Source organism: Flavobacterium sp. PS2 (assembly GCF_046250155.1).
GTDB lineage: Bacteria > Bacteroidota > Bacteroidia > Flavobacteriales > Flavobacteriaceae > Flavobacterium.
In genome coordinates, this window is record NZ_CP176426.1 from 1,970,486 (window position 1) to 1,989,142 (window position 18,657).

Sequence of the window (18,657 nt, forward strand, 5' to 3'; positions counted from 1 at the left end):
TAGATTTTTCAGAAAAGATTAATCTAATAATCTAAAGATCTAAAATGTCTAAGGATCCTAATTAGTCTGTTTTAGGGTTTTTAAGAATAGCATAAATTGTGATTCCAAAGCCTATCAAAACGGTAGTTGGAGCCAAACGAATACGTCTGAAATTAAAAATAGCTTCATTAAAAACATTTGGATCATCACTTCCTCCGCCTGCCATTAAGATAAATCCTAATGCAATTACACCAATCCCAACCAATAAAATTTTATAATTTACTTTATCAAAAAGGAATTCCTGTTTTTTTTGTTCTTCTTTATTTTTCATTTCTAAAATTAAATTCTGTTATAATGTTTACTGAATACTGCGACTATACACTTTTTAATAAAGATCGTCGGTTCTTAAATTCAAGAAACGTTGTGTAGCAAAGTGTGTACTTAACCAAGTAATTAAAACTCCGATTCCTAAAACAGCCAATAATACTAACCCAATAAGAGCTTTATCATCTAATATTCCCAGTCCTGGATAGTTTGTATCTACATATATTAAAAGTCCGATTAAAGCAACAATTGCCAAACCAGCACCAATTAATCCTAATTTAATGCTTCGCATTACAAATGGTTTACGAATAAACGATTTTGTAGCACCAACCATTTGCATTGTTTTAATAATAAATCGATTAGAATGTATTGATAAACGTAATGAACTATTAATAAGCAATACTGCAATTACAGTTAAAAATCCGCTTATAATTAAAATCCACATACTTACTTTTTTGATATTATCATTAACCAGATTTACCAATTGTTTGTCATAAACAATATCCGAAACCATAGTGTTTTTACGTAAGTTAGTTTCTATTTTAGTAATACTATCTCTAACAACATAATCTGCTTTTAAGTGAATATCGTAAGAATTCAATAATGGATTCTCTCCTAAAAACGTTAGGAAATCTTCACCAATAATATCGGTATGTTGTTTAGCAGCAGCTTCTTTAGTAACATAAACAAACGATCTTGCAAAAGGAGCTCTTTTCAATTCGGTATTAAATGCCTTTATTATACTATCATTAGCTTCGTTTTTGAAGAAAACCGTCATTGCGATTTTTTCTTTAAAATCATCTGCTAATTTTTTAGAATTAATAATGAACAATCCTAGTACTCCCAAAAGGAATAAAACCAGAAATACACTTAATACAACCGAAAAATAAGAGGAAATTAACCTGCGTTTTTGAAATTTATCAAAGTTAGAACTCATAGTTTGCTTAAATTATGTGGTAAAAATAATAAAGAATTTCATTATTTACAGCTAATAACGAACTTTTATACTATAATTATACATTTAGACATTGAATAAAAAGTTTATTTAACCGCAAAGTACGCCAAGTTTTTTTAATGCGCGACTTTATAAAAACGTAAAGTGCGCAAAGCTGAATCAACAACTTAGTCTTTCGTAAGCTTACTTATTGAAAATCTTAGTCACTTAGAACCTTAAAAGTTGATTTAACCGCAAAGTGCGCAAAGGTTTTAAATATATAGTTTTATAAAAACGCAAAGTACACAAAGCTTTGCGAACTTTGCGTACCCCTTTGTGCACTTTGCGGTTAGATCTTCAAAACCTTAGCCACTTAGAACCTTAGTAGCTTAGAAAAACCTTAGTAACTCAGAACCTTTACTTAACTTTATAAACTTCTATACTTTTAAGCCAGGAAACATGGCGCGGACCTGTTTTTATGTCATTTTTACAAATCGTAATCATTTCTCCGTTTTTTACCGGTTTACCATTTTCTTCAAAAAGAACATAGGCATTTTCTCCTGTTGGATTATTAAAAATTTCTGCCCACGAAAATGTTGCCATATACCCATCAGAAGCTCTTGCTACGATATAAAAATTACGGTCTTTATGTCCGCTTTGTTTAATTTTAGCTTTCTCTAAAATGTCTTTTAGTAAAACTCCTTTGCAAGTTTTATCATCTTTTTTAACTTCTCCGCTCTGGCAAACTACTTTAAAATCATTTATGGTTACCACTTTCATTTTACGCAATGAATCTACAGTTAATTGCAACAGAAACTCTACTTCACCTTTTACTTCAATTTGATGATTTACCAGTTTTAAACTATCTTCTGGCGTAAGAACTGGATGTTTATCGTTATCCACTTTTGAAACTTTTTCAGTTGCAACAGCATCTTCTTTTTCCTTTTTAGAAGAATTACACATCGTGCATGAAAATGCTATTAATAGAATAAGAATATAATTTTGAGTTTTCATATAAAATTATTTTTGATTTAGTTATTAAAAAAACGAAGCGTCACAAAAAAATTGCGCCCTTCCTCAGGATATCCTTCTACAAGACTGTAGCTCTTATCAAATATGTTATTTACTCCAGCATCGATACTAAAGTTTTTAGCAATTTTACCCGAGCCATAAAGATTTAAAAGGGTATAATCTGGAACTCTCGTGCCATAACTAGTACTAATTCTAGACGAATTAAACTCAGAGTTAGCTATTAATCTCAGTAATTTTATTGGCTGATACTCTACCGTTCCCATAACTTTAGTATTAGGCACATCGGTAAAATGAATGGTAGGATCTGTTAAGTTATTTCTTTCGATATAAGTATAGTTTACATTAAAAGATAAATTCTGCAATAGCGAATAATTCAATTGCGCCTCAACTCCTATATATTCGGCTTTTCCAAAGTTTTGCATTTGCGATTTACCAGGCATAACATTACTTACATTTAAAATCGCATCAGTTAGCGAACTATAAAATACAGCCGTTTGAAATGTTATTTTGCTAAAAAGATTAGCAGTATAATTTATTTCATAGTTTACTGCTTTTTCAGGCTTTAGGTCTGGATTAGGAATTGCAGTTCCCATTCGGTATGAATAACGATCTTTAATAGTTGCAAATCGTGTTTTCTGCGAAACGGTTGCTCCTAGTTTTTGATTTTCATTTAACTGATAAAAAAATCCTATTTGCGCATTAAAAGCATCACTTGCATCTGCCGTTGGATAATCTGAAATTACTTTTGTAGTACTATTATAATCTTCTGCTTCTTTGTTTTTCCTGATATTATAACTCACTCCGGGAACCAAAGTAAATTTGTTCGAGATTTTATAAACATCTTCAATCCCAATCAGTATTGTATTGTCTACAAAATTACGCACAGGTTCGCCAAGATTATTTTCCCGATGCACATCTTCTTTAAAATGAAACGCAATCTTAAGGTTATTTTTCGGAATTAATTGTGTGTCATATTCCAGATTTCCTCCATACGTATAATCGTTATAATTACTCTGAAAAGCATACGGTTTCGTTTGAGTTGAATATGTATTATCATCATAACTATCCAACTTATTTTTAAATTTATCGTAGTATATTCTGGTTTTAAAACTGTTCTTATCGTCAAAACTAGAATTAGAGATAAAATAATAACTTTCTTTATCCCAATTTGGCCATTGCCAATAACGCGGTTTTGCTAAAAGCGAATTAAGTACATCGTCTCCTGCATAAACAGGATTCCCCTTCTCTCCTTGTTGATTAATGTACCCTATTGCATATTCACTCTTTTCAGTTGGAGTCCATCCTACTTTAAAACTAATTTTCTGGTCAGTACTATAGGAATTATCTCTTTGTCCACCATCTTCATTTTTAGAAGGAACATAATTAGACGACATTCTAAACGAATCGCGATGCAAATACGAATAGCCACCCTGAACATAAAATTTCCCCAGATTAGAACCTATATTAATATTGCCTTTATATCCGTTTGAATTAATCATTCCTAACGAACCATCATATTCTAATATTTCCGAAGGCTTTCTCGAAATAAGATTAATAGCTCCTCCTAATGAATTCGGGCCGTAAAGCACCGATGAAAATCCTTTAGAAACATCAATCGCAGCAAGATCAAAAGTCGTAAACCGAGCCAAATCTACATAACCATCATAAGGAACATAAACCGGAATTCCGTCCATATAAACAGGAACTTGCCTTAAATCAAACCCACGAATAGAAACCATAGATTCATTTCTTGGTCCCGAAGCAGTTAAACTTACACCCGGAAGCATATTTAATGCCTGCGAAACATCCATTTTATTTTGCGATTCCATCTTTTTTGTCGTTACCCTATTTAGCATATCCTTGGTTTTATTATTTTTTATAATAACTTCTCCAAGCATAAACATATTAGTAGGTTTTACCGAATCGACAGCAACCGAATTGTTTTGTTGGCATAAACCAATGAGCGGAAATAGTAAAAACATTATAATTTTTAACTTCATAATTTTAATAGTTTCTCAGTATGTTTTTAAAAGAACACTGATTATTAGCATTTTTATTTTGATTATAATTAGTTCGTTAAGCATAACTCCAAAAAAAAATTAACACATAGAAACATAGACTTGTAAACTCAAAAGAAGGCGTTTCACTTATTTAAAATACACATAGCCATTCTATGTGAAAGAAATATATTTCTTTTTGTGTTCTTTTTTACACATAAAATCTATGTTTCTATGTGTTAAAAACCATTATACTCAATCGACTATAATTAGTCAATACTTTTTTCAGTATGTTTTAAAATGAATACTGATTATTAAAAAAATTTAGAACTTTAAATTTTGAACTTCTTTCTGAGCAAAATCTTTAATTCTTTTTTCGATTTCATAAAATACTGTAATTGCAGTTTCTCCAGCTTCGGTCAATCGTGCACCTCCACCACCTTTTCCTCCCAGAAGTTTCTCTACCAAAGGCGATTCGGCGCGTTGGTTCATCTCCTCAACCAATTGCCACGCTTGTCTGTACGCCATTTTCATTTCTTTGGCAGCATTGGTAATAGAACCCGTTTTTTTAATATTCTCCAATAACCAAATCTTGCCAATACCCAAAAAAGGACCTTCGGCTTCTTCAATCCAAAGTCGAACTTCAATAGAATATTTTTTCTTATCTCCCATTTATCTTTTAAAAACGCATCTAAAATACTCAAATTTTAAGTAAAATTATTCTCTCAATTGCTTAAATATTTTAAAAAACAAAAAAATCATTCCTACCTGCAAACCACAAATTTATGTATTCCCGTTTTTTTAAATACTGATTTTTATCATTAATCCTATATCTTAAAAAATAACTTTGGTACAATGCACAATAAACGTAAATTTGCCAACTTATAATTCAGTGATAAAACCTTAGAATCTTTGTCACTCTGAACCTTTGAATCTTTTATAATGAAGTACAATCCGATTGAAATAGACGCCAAATGGCAAAAATATTGGGCAGACAATAAAACTTTTGCAGCCGAAAATAATTCCGAAAAGCCGAAACATTACGTACTCGATATGTTTCCTTATCCATCTGGAGCGGGATTACACGTTGGGCACCCGCTAGGTTATATTGCTTCTGATGTGTATTCTCGTTTTAAAAGACACCAAGGTTTTAATGTTTTACACCCGATGGGTTACGATAGTTTCGGATTACCTGCAGAGCAATATGCTATACAAACAGGTCAACGCCCAGAAGATACTACTCGTGTAAATATTGATGGTGGTGTAGATAAAGAAGGAAAACAAATTGCTGGATACAGAAAGCAATTAGATAAAATAGGATTCTCATTTGATTGGGACAGAGAAGTTCGTACTTCAAATCCTGATTATTACAAGCATACACAATGGATTTTTATCCAATTGTTTAATTCTTGGTACAATAAAGATGCTGATAAAGCTGAAGACATTTCGACTTTAATTTCTATTTTCAAAAAAGAAGGAAATGCAACTGTAAATGCAGTTTGCGATGATAATATAGTAGGTTTTTCGTCAAGCGAATGGACATCATTTTCATCAGATGAACAACAAAAAATACTATTACAATACAGATTAACTTATTTGGCAGAAACTGAAGTAAACTGGTGTCCTGGTTTAGGAACTGTTTTGGCAAATGACGAAATCGTAAATGGTGTTTCTGAGCGTGGTGGTTATCCTGTAATCCGTAAAAAAATGACACAATGGAGCATGCGTATTTCTGCTTATGCAGAGCGTTTGTTGCAAGGTCTTAACGATATCGACTGGAGTGAATCTATAAAAGAATCACAAAGAAACTGGATTGGGAAATCAGTTGGAGCAATGGTTTCTTTCAATGTGCTGCCAACAACCAACAACCAACAACCAGCAACTATTTCGGTTTTCACCACTCGTCCTGATACCATTTTTGGAGTTACATTTATGACATTGGCTCCAGAACATCCTTTGGTTGCTGAGATTACAACTCCAGAACAAAAAGCAGCGATTGAAGCCTATATCGAAAAAACTGCAAAACGTTCTGAGCGTGAGCGTATGGCCGATGTAAAAACTATTTCGGGAGTATTTACAGGTGCTTATGCTGAACATCCTTTTACCAAAGAACCAATTCCGGTTTGGATTGGTGATTATGTATTAGCAGGATACGGAACTGGTGCTGTAATGGCCGTTCCTTGTGGAGACGAAAGGGATTATGCTTTTGCAAATTTCTTTAAAGGAGAGCAAGGGATGCCTTCTATAAAAAATATTTTTGCTAATGTTGATATTTCTGAAGCCGCTTACGGCTCAAAAGACAATGTAGAAATTGCAAATTCTGATTTCTTAAACGGATTAAATTATAAAGAGGCAACTCAGAAAGCGATAGCCGAATTAGAGAAACTAAATCAAGGAACAGGAAAAACCAATTACCGTTTGCGTGATGCAGTATTTTCACGTCAGCGTTATTGGGGAGAACCTTTCCCAGTATACTATGTAAATGGATTGCCACAAATGATTGAGGCGCAACATTTACCAATCATTTTACCTGAAGTTGAGAAATATTTACCAACCGAAGACGGATTACCTCCATTAGGAAATGCAAACGTTTGGGCTTGGGATACTAAAACCAATACAGTTGTAAATACTAATTTGGTTGATAACGTTACTATTTTCCCATTAGAATTAAACACTATGCCAGGTTGGGCAGGAAGTTCATGGTACTGGATGCGTTATATGGATGCTCATAACGAAAATGAATTTACAAGTAAAGAAGCTTTAGCATATTGGGAAAGTGTTGACTTATATATTGGCGGAAGCGAACACGCAACCGGGCATTTATTGTATTCTCGTTTCTGGAATAAATTCTTAAAAGACAAAGGTTTTGCTCCAACTGAAGAACCATTCAAAAAACTGATTAATCAGGGAATGATTTTGGGAACTACTGCTTATGTTTATAGACTTGAAGGTACAAATACATTTATTTCTAAAAATAAGATTGGAGATCAAAATGTACAGCCAATTCGTGTTGATGTTCATTTCGTAAACTCTTCGGATGAGTTGGATATTGAAAAATTCAAAGCTTGGAGAGAAGATTTTAATAGTGCCGAATTTATTTTTGATGAAAACGGTAAATACATTGTAGGTCGCGAGGTCGAAAAAATGTCGAAATCATATTATAATGTAGTTACTCCGGATGATATTTGTAATGAATATGGTGCTGATACATTACGTTTGTACGAAATGTTCTTGGGGCCATTAGAACAGGCTAAACCTTGGAATACTGCTGGAATTTCAGGCGTATTTGGTTTCTTAAAAAAACTATGTCGTTTGTATTTTGATGATAATGGTTTAATCATTACCAATGACGAACCAACAAAAGACAACTTAAAATCATTACATAAAACCATCAAAAAAGTAGCAGAAGATATCGAGAGTTTCTCTTTTAATACTTCGGTTTCTCAATTTATGATTTGTGTGAATGAATTGTCTGCACAAAACTGTCATTCTCGTGCTATACTTGAGCCTTTGGCAATTGTAATTTCGCCTTATGCACCACATATTGCGGAAGAATTATGGTCATTACTAGGTCATACAACATCTATTGCAGCTGTTGCTTTCCCTACTTTTGAACCTAAGTATTTAGTAGAAAGCAGCAAAGAATACCCAGTTTCGTTTAACGGAAAAATGCGTTTCACAATCGAATTGCCTTTGGATTTAACCAAAGAACAAATTGAAGAAATCATTATGAAAGACGAAAGAACATTAAAACAATTGGATGGTAAAACACCAAACAAAGTAATTATTGTTCCTGGAAAAATCATTAATTTGGTTGGATAATAAATTCAATTTACAATATTTTATAAATTCCAAATTCCAACTTTTGTTGGGGTTTGGAATTTTTTTTATTGAAATTTTTATTTTTGTTGTAACATTTTAACAACTCCTGTATCTAAAAGGCAAATTCTATCATTTAACAACTAAAAACTATTAAAATGAAAAAGTATATCTTCTTAGTTATCGCCCTTTTATTTTCAGCATTATGTTTAAATGTATTCGGACAAACAAAATCGTATCCGTTTGAAATTACCAAAACTGGAAAAGGAAAACAATCTATAATCTTCTTACCTGGATTTGCTAGTTCTGGAGATGTGTGGAACGATACAAAATCTAACTTCGAAAAAGATTTTACTTGTTATGTTTTTACAATGGCGGGTTTTGCAGGAGCTAAACCACAACCAAATGCTTCTTTTATAAATTGGGAAACAGAAATAGCTAATTACATAAAAGCTAACAAAATCGAAAAACCAATTATAGTCGGTCATAGTATGGGTGGCGGACTGGCTCTGGCTCTAGCCGCTGATTATCCGGAATTGATAGGTAAAATTGTAATAGTTGATGCTCTTCCTTGTTTGTCGGCTTTAATGGATCCTTCTTTTAAAGCAAAAGAAAATAATGATTGTACGCCAATAATCAATAAAATGACAGCAATGTCCGATGAGCAATTTTCTGAAAATCAAAAAAAATACCTTCCAAGACTTTTAGAAGATACCTCTAAGCAAGATTTATTACTTAGCTGGAGTGTTAAATCCGACAGAAAAACATTTGCCGAAATGTTTTGTGATTTTTCTAACACTGATTTAAGAGATAAAATCGCAACCATAAAATGTCCTTCACTCATATTACTTGAAGCTTATTTTGTAAACATGAAACCTGCTATCGAAGCTCAATATAAAAACTTAAAGAATGCTAATCTTCAATATGCAAACAAAGGATTACATTTTATCATGTATGATGATAAAGATTGGTATTTAGCCCAACTAACCAACTTTATAAAATCGAAATAATGGAGTTTGAACAGCTATATAAATCCTATTGGGAAAAGGTCTTTAGGTTGTGCATGGGTTACGTAAATGATTACAACATTGCTCAGGATATTGCTCAGGAAACATTTATTATTATTTGGGAAAAACTCCACACTTTTAGAAACGAAGCCAATATCGGAAGCTGGATTTTCAGGATTGCATCTAATAATTGCCTTAGACAAATAGAAAAAGGAAAACGTTTTCCAAAATCAGAACTTCCGGCACATATTACCGAGGAAAAAGAATATTCGCTAGAACCACAAATTCAATTTTTATACAAATGCATCGCCGAATTACCAGAAACGGACCGTATTATTATTTCGCTCGAACTAGAAGATGTAAAACAGGTCGAAATAGCTAAAATCGTAGGTCTCTCAGAAGCGAATATAAGAGTGAAAATTCATAGAATTAAAGAAAAACTAACTCAAAAATTTAAAGAAAATGGACAATAATATAGACTTTAAAGATTTATGGAAAAAACAAACCGTAAGTCAGCCCAATATAGAAGATTTACTAGCAAGATTAAAGCAATTTAAAAAAGCTGGAGTACGTACTTTATGGATCACCAATATTTTGCTTTTTACAACTTGTGTCTTCATTATTTTTGTTTGGTACACTTATCAACCGAAATTTATTTCGACAAAAATTGGAATCGTTTTAACGATTTTAGCAATGGTTATTTATTTGTTTTTTTATAATCGATTAGTATCAACGTATAAAAATATTGTTACCGCTCAAACCAATCAGGAATATTTACAGAAACTGATTTTAATTAAAAAGAAGCAACAATTTATGCAATCTACAATGTTGAGTTTGTATTTTCTTTTACTTGGAGTTGGAATTTGTTTTTATCTCTATGAATATACATCGAGAATGGCGACTTTATGGGGCTTTTTTACTTACGGAGTAACTTTGCTTTGGATGGGCTTTAATTGGTTTTATATTCGTCCAAAACAAATTAAAAAACAACAATCAAAATTGAATGATCTAATTGCAAAATTTGAAGAAGTTAATAATCAATTAGAATCATAAAAAAAAGCTTTGTATCATTACAAAGCTTTTTTTTAACCTTAATGTTTTATATAAATTATTATGGAAAAAGAAAAGGTGCAAGAGTTACAACAATGATTCCGTCATTGTTTGCTTTTGCAGTAGATTCTTTTACTACTTCTCCACCAACATAGATTTTAGCAGTTAATGTTTGGTCCTTAACGCCACCATGACCGCTTGCGCTGAATGTTATTCCTGGTACACCTGCATCTGCAGTAATTTGTTTAGTCCAAGGAAAACTGGTAACATCTTCATTTAGTGGACTTCCGCCTTTATCAAAATAAATTGCGCTAAGTTCTCCAGTAAAATTTCCTGTTATTTCATATTTTACATCTCTTGATTTGGTTACTTGTCCTGGCTCATTATCGTCATCGCTACTACTACATGATGCAGCTACAAAAACCAAGGTTAGCAAGAACATAATTTTTTTTAAAGTCGTTTTCATGATTGAATTCTTTGGGTTTGTTTATATTTAATAATCATTTTAACAAATATAAACCTGAAGAAAAAAGATGACAATACCTGATAAAGTGTAATTTATTCTACCTGATATCAGGTAAAAAACAGAAAAAAATTTTGAAAAAAATTTAAATTTAATATTTTTGATAAAACACAATTTATGACCAAAATAGGCTTTTATTTATTCCTTATATTCTTCTCAACTACCACTTACTCACAGGTTATACTTTCTTTAGATGATGATACAGTTTATATAGATAGTATTGCCCGAGTTACTAAAAATGCTCAGTCTGATAGTCTAAAAAGTCTTTACAGCTTTAGATTATCTAAATTGTACCTGATGGTTCAGGATATGAAAAAATCTAAAGAATATTTGCAAGAAGCTAATAAACTAAAAACTAAATTCCCTTTCTTAAATGACGCTTCTATATATTATAATGCCTTTAGTTTTCTAGAAAAAGGAGATGCTGATGGTTTTGAAAAAACATTAGTTGAAGCCAACAACAAATTAAAAAAATACAATAATCCCGAAGCCTATAAATTGCGTGCCATAATACTCCAAAATTATGGTCTCATGCAGCAACGAAAAAACAACGAAAAAGGCTACATGAAAATATTGGTTTATGAAGCCATTCCTCTTGCAAAGAAAAGTGGCGATTACGAATTGATAAGTAATTTATACAAAGCCATTGCTATTATCTTCATGAATACAAATGAACGCGAAAAAGCAAGTGAATATTTAAGTGAAGCTCAAAATCACATCGAAAAAGCGACCAAAAAATCTCCTACTCTTGCAGAGTCTAAAATGGAGACATATATTATCAATGCTGAAAATCTAGTAGAATTGAAGCGTTTTTATGATGCGAAAAAAACATTAGACAAAGCATATTCTAAATTATCAAAATACCCGGAATCTAATCTTAATGACTCTTACTTTTATGCAGAAGGAATATATTATGCTAAACAAAACCAACATCCAAAAGCATTAAAAAGCTATGAAAAGGGAATTAAATCTGCTCAAAAGCATCAAAATCTCATTGCTTTAAACCGATTAAAATTTGCAGAATACGAGGTTCTTTTTAAATTAAAAGATTACGAAAAAGCCAAAAAAAATCTAGAATATCTTTTAGAAAATACTCCGTTTATTGTAGATAAAAAAAACTACTACAATGAGTTGGCAAAAGTTTACAATGCAACCAAAAATCATGAGAAAGCTTATTTCTATTCCAATAAATACAATACTGTAAATGACAGCCTAAACAAATCTAAGTTTCAGAACGAAATCGTAGAACTTGAAGCTAAATATAAAAAAGCCGAAAGCGAGAAGAAAATAACACTATTACAAGCGCAAAACGATAAAGCAGCTTTATTAGCAAATAACAATCGTTTAAACTCTATACTTTTTGGTGTGCTATCATTCGTTTTATTTATTACGGTTTTATTTTTATGGATATTAAACAAAAATCAAAAAAAATTAAGTTTCCAGAAAGAAGTTAATCACGAACAAGAATTAACTGCCCTCGAGAACCAGAAAAAACTATCCGTTTCAAACGCCTTGATAGAGGGTGAAGAGGTGGAGAGAAAAAGAATCGCAAGAGATTTACATGATGGTCTTGGTAGTATGCTTTCGGGACTAAAAATGCATCTGAATCTGGCAGAGAAAGATAATGCTACCAATAAAATAGAAATAGGAACTTTATTAGACAGCTCAATTAAAGAGCTAAGAAATATTTCTCAAAATTTAATGCCCGAAAGTTTATTAAAATTAAATTTAGAAAATGCTTTAAGAGATTTATGCATAGCCAACTCTAATTCAAAAACCAGAATTGAATTTCAGTATTTAGTACAAAACCAGAATTTATCTAAGAATTATGAAATCATGATTTATAGGATTATTCAGGAGTTACTAAACAATACTTTAAAGTATGCCAATGCAACACAAATTCTAGTTTCTTGTTCTCAAAACCAAGATGTTTTTTTCATTACAGTCGAAGATAACGGAGTTGGTTTTAATGTATCTGAAATAAAAGACAATATAGGAATGGGTTTAAGAAATATTAAAAACCGCGTAGAATTCTTAAACGGAAAATTAGAAATTGATAGTAAGGAAAACAAAGGAACTTCTACCTACATCGAATTAAAAGTGAAACATGAAGACTTATAAAACTATTATTGTAGATGATCATCCGATTGTAATCTCAGGAGTTTCGGGATTACTCTCCGATTTAGACAAGATAGAACTTGTTCAGACATTAGAATCTGGGGTTACACTTCTTGATTATATTGGAGCCAACAAGGTCGATTTAATTTTAATGGATATTTTTTTACCTCTAATAAATGGTGTCGATTTATGTAAAACAATTAAGCAAAAACATCCAAAAGTAATAATAATTGGGATGAGCAGCCAGTCTGAAAGGAGCTTAGTTATGCAATTTATCCAGAACGGAGGAAATGGCTATATTCTTAAAAATGCTTCTTTCGAAGAGTTTAAATGTTGCATTTATAAAGCGATCGATGGCGAGATCGTATTTAGTGATGAAGTAAAAACAATTATTAGTCAGCCATTATCCGAAGATTTAGAATACATTCCTAGTCTTAGTCGCAGAGAAAAAGATATTGTTGTATTACTCTCCAAAGGAAAATCGACTCAGGAAATTGCCGATGAATTATTTTTAAGTTTCTTGACTGTGCAAACGCATAGACGAAATATTCTACAGAAATATAAGATGAAAAATGTTGCCGAATTAATGACGCATCTTCTTAAAAACAACCTTTTAAACTAAATATGGTTTAAAATGACAAAATGACATTTTTTTAATTTGGTTCAGAAATTGCTATTTATCTCATAACTTTAAACAATAAACTAAAAAACAAAAGATATGGGAATGAGTTATTTAATTCTTGCTGGAGCGATTATGTTATTTAGCTGGTTAGTTAGTTCAAGACTAAAGAGTAAATTCGAACAATATTCGAAATTACAATTACAAAACGGAATGAGCGGTGCAGAAATTGCCGAAAAAATGCTTGCCGATAACGGTATCCGTGATGTTAGAGTAATTTCGACTCCAGGTCAGTTAACAGACCACTATAATCCAGTAGATAAAACAGTAAATTTAAGTGAGGCCGTTTACAACCAACGTAATGCCGCTGCAGCTGCTGTTGCCGCACACGAATGTGGACACGCTGTACAACATGCAGTAGGTTATCAATGGTTAACGATGCGTTCTAAATTAGTGCCAATCGTAAGTGTAGCTTCGACTTATATGCAATGGATCTTGCTTGCAGGTATCCTAATGCTTCGTAGCTTTCCGCAATTATTACTAATTGGGATTATCATTTTTGCAGCAACTACAATCTTTTCGATTGTGACTTTGCCTGTAGAATATGATGCTAGTAATCGTGCTCTTGCTTGGTTAGAAAGCAAACGAATGCTTACACAACAAGAACAAGCTGGTGCAAAAGATGCTTTAAAGTGGGCTGCAAGAACATATGTAGTAGCTGCTATTGGTTCGATTGCTACTTTATTATATTATGTCTCTATTTATATGGGAGGAAGAAGAAATTAATTAGTTCTAAGGTTCTAAGGTTCTAAGGTTCTAAGGTTCTAAGGTTCTAAGGTTCTAAGGTTCTAAGGTTCTAAGGTTCTAAGGTTCTAAGGTTCTAAGGTTCTAAGGTTCTAAGGTTCTAAGGTTCTAAGGTTCTAAGGTTCTAAGGTTCTAAGGTTCTAAGGTTCTATAAAAAAATCCGTTTTTTACAAAACGGATTTTTTTATTTATACGATTTTGTTTTTCAGTCCTGCAAGGTTAAAAGAAACCTTACAGGATTCGTGCATTAACTAATTTCAAAGGAAAAAACCAATAAATAAGACTTATTAAGAGGATAAAAAGTACTTTTTCATAAAACAAGAAAACAAATTATTCTTACATTTGATTTCTAAATTAATTAGATTTAAAATGGGAATATTTGATAGGTTAAAAAATGAGTTTCTAGATATCATCGAATTTATAGACAATAGCAACAACACTCTTGTTTACAGATTTGAAAGATTTCAGAACGAAATAAAGAACAATAGTAAACTTATTGTTAGAGAAGGCCAGCAAGCCATCTTTATGAATGAAGGGAAGATTGCCGATATTTTTAATGCAGGGACTTACAACTTAAACACCCAAAACTTACCTATTCTATCTACTTTAAAAGGCTGGAAATACGATTTTAACAGTCCGTTTAAAGCTGAAGTTTACTTTATAAACACACGAAATTTCATCGACCAAAAATGGGGAACAAAAAACCCTTTAATTTTAAATGATGATCGTTTTGGAATGCTCGAAATTAGAGCCTTTGGAACTTATACTTTTAAAATTGTTGATGCTCAAAAATTCATATTAGAAATTGTTGGTACTGACGGGCATTTTACTACCGAAGAAATTAACGAACAATTAAAAAGCATAATAGTATCTCGTTTTACCGATGCTATAGGCGAAGCCAACTTACCTATAGAATCTTATGTAGGCAACACTAGTGAGCTTTCGGCTACCGTCTTTACTATAATGAAAGATGATTTTGCTGCTTACGGAATTGAACTTAGCAAATTTTTACTTGAAAACACTTCTATGCCAGAGGATGTTAAGAAAGAGATTTTTGAATTAAGTCGTCTTAACAAGATCGACATGAAAAAGTTTACGCAGTATAAAACAGCTCAATCTATTGAAAAAGCTGCCGAAAATCCATCTGGAATAGCTGGAACTGCCTTTAGTTTTGGAACTGGTATGAATATGGCGAGACAAATGATGCAATCTTTTGAAGAGCCTTTTCAAACAAGCTCTTTTTCTTCTTTTTCAAGTCATCAGATGCCTCCTCAGGCACCACCGCCTTTACCAACAACGGGAATAACTTATTTTGTAGCTATTAATAATGCGCAAGCTGGACCTTTTAACGAAAGTCAGATTTCGCTTTTAATTGAAAAAGGACAATTATTAGCAGATACTTTGGTATGGAACCAAGGAATGACGGGATGGGAAAAAGCATCGAGTGTTCCTGGATTACAAAACTTATTTTCTCAAACTCCTCCTCCTCTACCTAACATCTAATTTATAAAATGGAAAACGCCGAAATTAAAAATGAAACATTAAAAGCTTTCGACTGTAATAATTGTGGAGCTGGATTAAAATATAAGCCTGGAACAACTACCTTAATATGCGAATATTGTAATACCAAAAATAACATCCCACAGGAACAAACGATTATTGAAGAAAATGATTTTGTAGCTTATCTTGAAAAATTAGAGTCAGAAAATTCAGTTGTTGAAGAAACATTGCAGTGCAAAAGTTGTGGTGCTGCTTCGACTATAAATATAAATTCAAAATCTTCGGATTGTCCGTATTGCAACACTCCATTAATGGATGGCAATAAAAAAGAAGATAAAACTATAAAGCCTCAATATTTATTACCTTTTAAAATAGACAAACAAAAGGCATCTCTATTGGCTTATAATTGGGCAAAAGACACTTGGTTTACAAAAAAAATCCAACCGTCTTCTATCGATTTATCTGGAGTTTATGTTCCTCATTGGACATATGATATGCAAACCAGTACAAATTATGCACTGGAAAGAAAACAAGTAAACGGTAACAATACCTATACGCAATCTACTTCGGGGAATCTTTCTCTCTCTTTTGATGATGTTGTGGTTCCTGCTTCCGGAACTGTAGATGCGAGTTTGCTAACAAAAGCAGGTCCTTGGATTACCAAGAATCTTGTTAATACAAACGACCAATATCTGAGTGATTATATTGTAGAGAAATATAAAATAAGTTTAAAACAAGGTTTTTATGTAGGTAAAAGAGCTGTTGACGAAGCTATTCGTCAAAAAGTAAGCTCTCAATTTGGAATAGGCGGTAATACAACAATTAAGTCTATCCAGAGTCAATATCATAATATAAAATTTAAACATATTTTATTACCACTTTATGTTGTTACTTATGATTATAATGGCAAAAAAAATATTCTTTACATTAATGGTAATACCGGAGTTGTAGCTGGCATAAGACCTAAGAGCCCTATTCATAATTTTTTTAAGAAAGTTGCAATAGTTCTTTTTATAATTACAGGTGCTCTTGTATTACTACTTATTTTATTGACTTGGTTCGGTGCTGCTTAATGGGATAATGTCTCAATGAGAAAATTAGATAATTACAAACCCGATAGACTTAAAAGTCTATCGGGTTTGTTTTTTTATGATTCAACAAGGTTTTAAAAACCTTGCAGGATTTGTACATTATCTAATTTTCACATTAACACATTATCTAATTACCTTATTTTACTCCCACTTCTAGCCCTGATAGTAGCGGCATCCTTTATGTTTTTTCTTTAAAAACATAAAGATATAGCGGATAGCAGGAAATAGCTCCTTACTTCGCAACTCCTTATGGCAATTACAAACATTTCGATTATATTTGCATTTCGATTGAAAGACAATTTTTAATATCAATTCTAAAATTAAAATGAGACACACAAAAGTTAAAGACTTATTAAACAGTACTACGACGCTTCAGGAGGTTAATGCAAAAGGATGGGTAAGAACTTTTAGAAATAATCAGTTCATCGCTCTTAATGACGGTTCTACCATTAATAATATACAATGTGTTGTTGATTTTGAAAATACACCAGACGAAACTTTAAAGAGAATTACTACTGGTGCTGCGATTTCTGTAACAGGAAATTTGATTGAAAGTAAAGGTGCTGGTCAGAGTGTTGAAATTCAGGTTACAAAACTTGAAATCTTAGGAGATTCGGATGCAGAGAAATTCCCAATACAGCCAAAAAATAAACCAAGTTTAGATTTCTTACGTGAAAATGCGCATTTACGTGTACGTACGAATATGTTTGGTGCAATTATGCGTGTACGTTCGGTATTATCATTTGCAGTACATAGCTATTTTCAACAAAAAGGTTTTGTGTATGTAAATACGCCAATTATTACTGGATCTGATGCTGAAGGTGCTGGAGAAATGTTTAAAGTTACTGCTTTACCATTTGACAATACTCCAAGAACTGAAGATGGAAAAGTAAACTATAAAGAAGATTTCTTTGAAAAAGAAACAAACTTAACCGTTTCTGGACAATTAGAAGGTGAAACGTATGCAATGGCTTTGGGTCAGATTTATACTTTTGGACCAACTTTTAGAGCTGAGAATTCTAATACTTCTCGTCACTTAGCAGAATTTTGGATGATTGAGCCTGAAGTTGCTTTCAATAATCTTGATGACAACATGGATTTGGCTGAAGATTTTATTCAGTACGTAATTAAATATGCTTTAGACAATTGTAAGGATGATTTAAAATTCCTGGAAGCTAGACTTCTAGATGAAGAAAAATCTAAACCTCAGGCAGACAGAAGCGAAATGGCATTGTTAGAGAAATTAAACTTCGTATTGGAGAACAACTTTAAACGTGTTTCTTATACGGAAGCTATTGATATCTTAAGAGATTCTACTCCAAATAAAAAGAAAAAATTCAACTATATCATTAACGAATGGGGAGCTGATTTACAATCAGAGCATGAGCGTTACTTGGTGGAAAAACACTTTAAATGTCCGGTAATTTTATTTGATTACCCAGCCAACATAAAAGCGTTTTATATGCGTTTAAATGATAACACTGAACCAGGAAAAGAAACAGTTCGCGCAATGGATATCCTTTTCCCTGGAATTGGAGAAATCGTAGGAGGTTCTGAAAGAGAAGAACGTTACGACGTTTTAATCGAAAAGATGAAAGCCTTAGAAATAGACGAAGAAGAATTATCATGGTATTTAGACACCAGAAGATTTGGATCGGCTACACACGCAGGTTTCGGACTTGGTTTTGAAAGACTTGTTCTTTTTGTAACTGGAATGACAAACATTAGAGACGTAATTCCTTTCCCGAGAACTCCTGGAAATGCAGAGTTTTAATAAAAAGTTCCTAAGATGCTAAGGCACTAAGGTTCAAAGTTTTTAAAACAAGAAAAATATTTTAAACGAATTTTAATTCAACACTA

16 protein-coding genes are annotated in these 18,657 nt (G+C 32.3%); 10 read left to right on the forward strand and 6 right to left on the reverse strand.

Annotated elements, in window-relative coordinates; translation table 11 throughout:
• Positions 1-61: 61 nt before the first annotated feature.
• The 5 genes from ACJ6WR_RS08380 to ACJ6WR_RS08400 all read right to left on the reverse strand — a co-directional run bounded on the left by ACJ6WR_RS08380 (position 62) and on the right by ACJ6WR_RS08400 (position 4,938).
• On the reverse strand, positions 62-310 hold the full coding sequence (locus tag ACJ6WR_RS08380) for a DUF3098 domain-containing protein (RefSeq protein WP_035617389.1): 249 nt from the start codon (positions 308-310) through the stop codon (positions 62-64).
• Positions 311-364: 54 nt separating this feature from the next.
• Positions 365-1,240 carry a cell division protein FtsX gene (locus ACJ6WR_RS08385; RefSeq protein WP_039115415.1) on the reverse strand — a complete coding sequence of 292 codons (876 nt, stop codon included), beginning with the start codon at positions 1,238-1,240 and terminating at the stop codon, positions 365-367.
• A gap of 414 nt (positions 1,241-1,654) precedes the next feature.
• Entirely contained in the window at positions 1,655-2,251 is a 597-nt protein-coding gene (locus tag ACJ6WR_RS08390; RefSeq protein ID WP_323491362.1) for a molybdopterin-dependent oxidoreductase, read from the reverse strand.
• 17 nt (positions 2,252-2,268) lie between these two features.
• Positions 2,269-4,269 (reverse strand): TonB-dependent receptor plug domain-containing protein, encoded by a 2,001-nt coding sequence (locus tag ACJ6WR_RS08395; protein ID WP_409417563.1) that lies wholly within the window; start codon positions 4,267-4,269, stop codon positions 2,269-2,271.
• Positions 4,270-4,590: 321 nt separating this feature from the next.
• Entirely contained in the window at positions 4,591-4,938 is a 348-nt protein-coding gene (locus ACJ6WR_RS08400) for a winged helix-turn-helix domain-containing protein (RefSeq protein ID WP_086895879.1), read from the reverse strand.
• A gap of 270 nt (positions 4,939-5,208) precedes the next feature.
• Here ACJ6WR_RS08400 and leuS point away from each other — a divergent pair, with 270 nt between their 5' ends.
• The 4 genes from leuS (at position 5,209) to ACJ6WR_RS08420 (ending at position 10,145) form a co-directional block, all read left to right on the forward strand.
• The gene (leuS, locus tag ACJ6WR_RS08405; protein ID WP_409417564.1) at positions 5,209-8,088 is read left to right on the forward strand and encodes a leucine--tRNA ligase; all 2,880 of its coding nucleotides are present in this window, start codon (positions 5,209-5,211) and stop codon (positions 8,086-8,088) included.
• A gap of 155 nt (positions 8,089-8,243) precedes the next feature.
• On the forward strand, positions 8,244-9,095 hold the full coding sequence (locus ACJ6WR_RS08410) for an alpha/beta fold hydrolase (protein WP_409417565.1): 852 nt from the start codon (positions 8,244-8,246) through the stop codon (positions 9,093-9,095).
• Positions 9,095-9,565, forward strand: a complete 471-nt coding sequence (locus ACJ6WR_RS08415) for an RNA polymerase sigma factor (protein ID WP_409417566.1) — start codon at positions 9,095-9,097, stop codon at positions 9,563-9,565. The genes ACJ6WR_RS08410 and ACJ6WR_RS08415 overlap by 1 nt, the downstream gene beginning before the upstream one ends.
• Positions 9,555-10,145, forward strand: a complete 591-nt coding sequence (locus ACJ6WR_RS08420) for a hypothetical protein (RefSeq protein ID WP_409417567.1) — start codon at positions 9,555-9,557, stop codon at positions 10,143-10,145. The genes ACJ6WR_RS08415 and ACJ6WR_RS08420 overlap by 11 nt, the downstream gene beginning before the upstream one ends.
• A gap of 58 nt (positions 10,146-10,203) precedes the next feature.
• Here the strand turns inward: ACJ6WR_RS08420 and ACJ6WR_RS08425 are convergent, their stop codons facing one another.
• On the reverse strand, positions 10,204-10,608 hold the full coding sequence (locus ACJ6WR_RS08425; protein ID WP_409417568.1) for an MmpS family transport accessory protein: 405 nt from the start codon (positions 10,606-10,608) through the stop codon (positions 10,204-10,206).
• A 174-nt stretch (positions 10,609-10,782) separates the two neighbouring features.
• On the opposite strand from ACJ6WR_RS08425, the gene ACJ6WR_RS08430 reads away from it, so the two are divergent.
• The 6 genes from ACJ6WR_RS08430 to asnS all read left to right on the forward strand — a co-directional run bounded on the left by ACJ6WR_RS08430 (position 10,783) and on the right by asnS (position 18,571).
• The gene (locus ACJ6WR_RS08430; RefSeq protein WP_409417569.1) at positions 10,783-12,786 is read left to right on the forward strand and encodes an ATP-binding protein; all 2,004 of its coding nucleotides are present in this window, start codon (positions 10,783-10,785) and stop codon (positions 12,784-12,786) included.
• Positions 12,773-13,405: a response regulator gene (locus ACJ6WR_RS08435; protein WP_409417570.1), complete on the forward strand. Its 633-nt coding sequence runs from the start codon at positions 12,773-12,775 to the stop codon at positions 13,403-13,405. Before ACJ6WR_RS08430 ends, ACJ6WR_RS08435 begins: the two co-directional genes overlap by 14 nt.
• A gap of 96 nt (positions 13,406-13,501) precedes the next feature.
• Positions 13,502-14,188, forward strand: coding sequence for a zinc metallopeptidase (locus tag ACJ6WR_RS08440; RefSeq protein WP_323491353.1), 687 nt, complete (start codon positions 13,502-13,504; stop codon positions 14,186-14,188).
• Positions 14,189-14,575: 387 nt separating this feature from the next.
• Positions 14,576-15,709 carry an SPFH domain-containing protein gene (locus tag ACJ6WR_RS08445; RefSeq protein ID WP_039115431.1) on the forward strand — a complete coding sequence of 378 codons (1,134 nt, stop codon included), beginning with the start codon at positions 14,576-14,578 and terminating at the stop codon, positions 15,707-15,709.
• Between the two features lie 8 nt (positions 15,710-15,717).
• Positions 15,718-16,779, forward strand: a complete 1,062-nt coding sequence (locus ACJ6WR_RS08450) for a hypothetical protein (RefSeq protein ID WP_409417571.1) — start codon at positions 15,718-15,720, stop codon at positions 16,777-16,779.
• Between the two features lie 343 nt (positions 16,780-17,122).
• Positions 17,123-18,571 carry an asparagine--tRNA ligase gene (gene asnS, locus ACJ6WR_RS08455; protein ID WP_039117910.1) on the forward strand — a complete coding sequence of 483 codons (1,449 nt, stop codon included), beginning with the start codon at positions 17,123-17,125 and terminating at the stop codon, positions 18,569-18,571.
• The last annotated feature ends 86 nt before the right edge of the window (positions 18,572-18,657 follow it).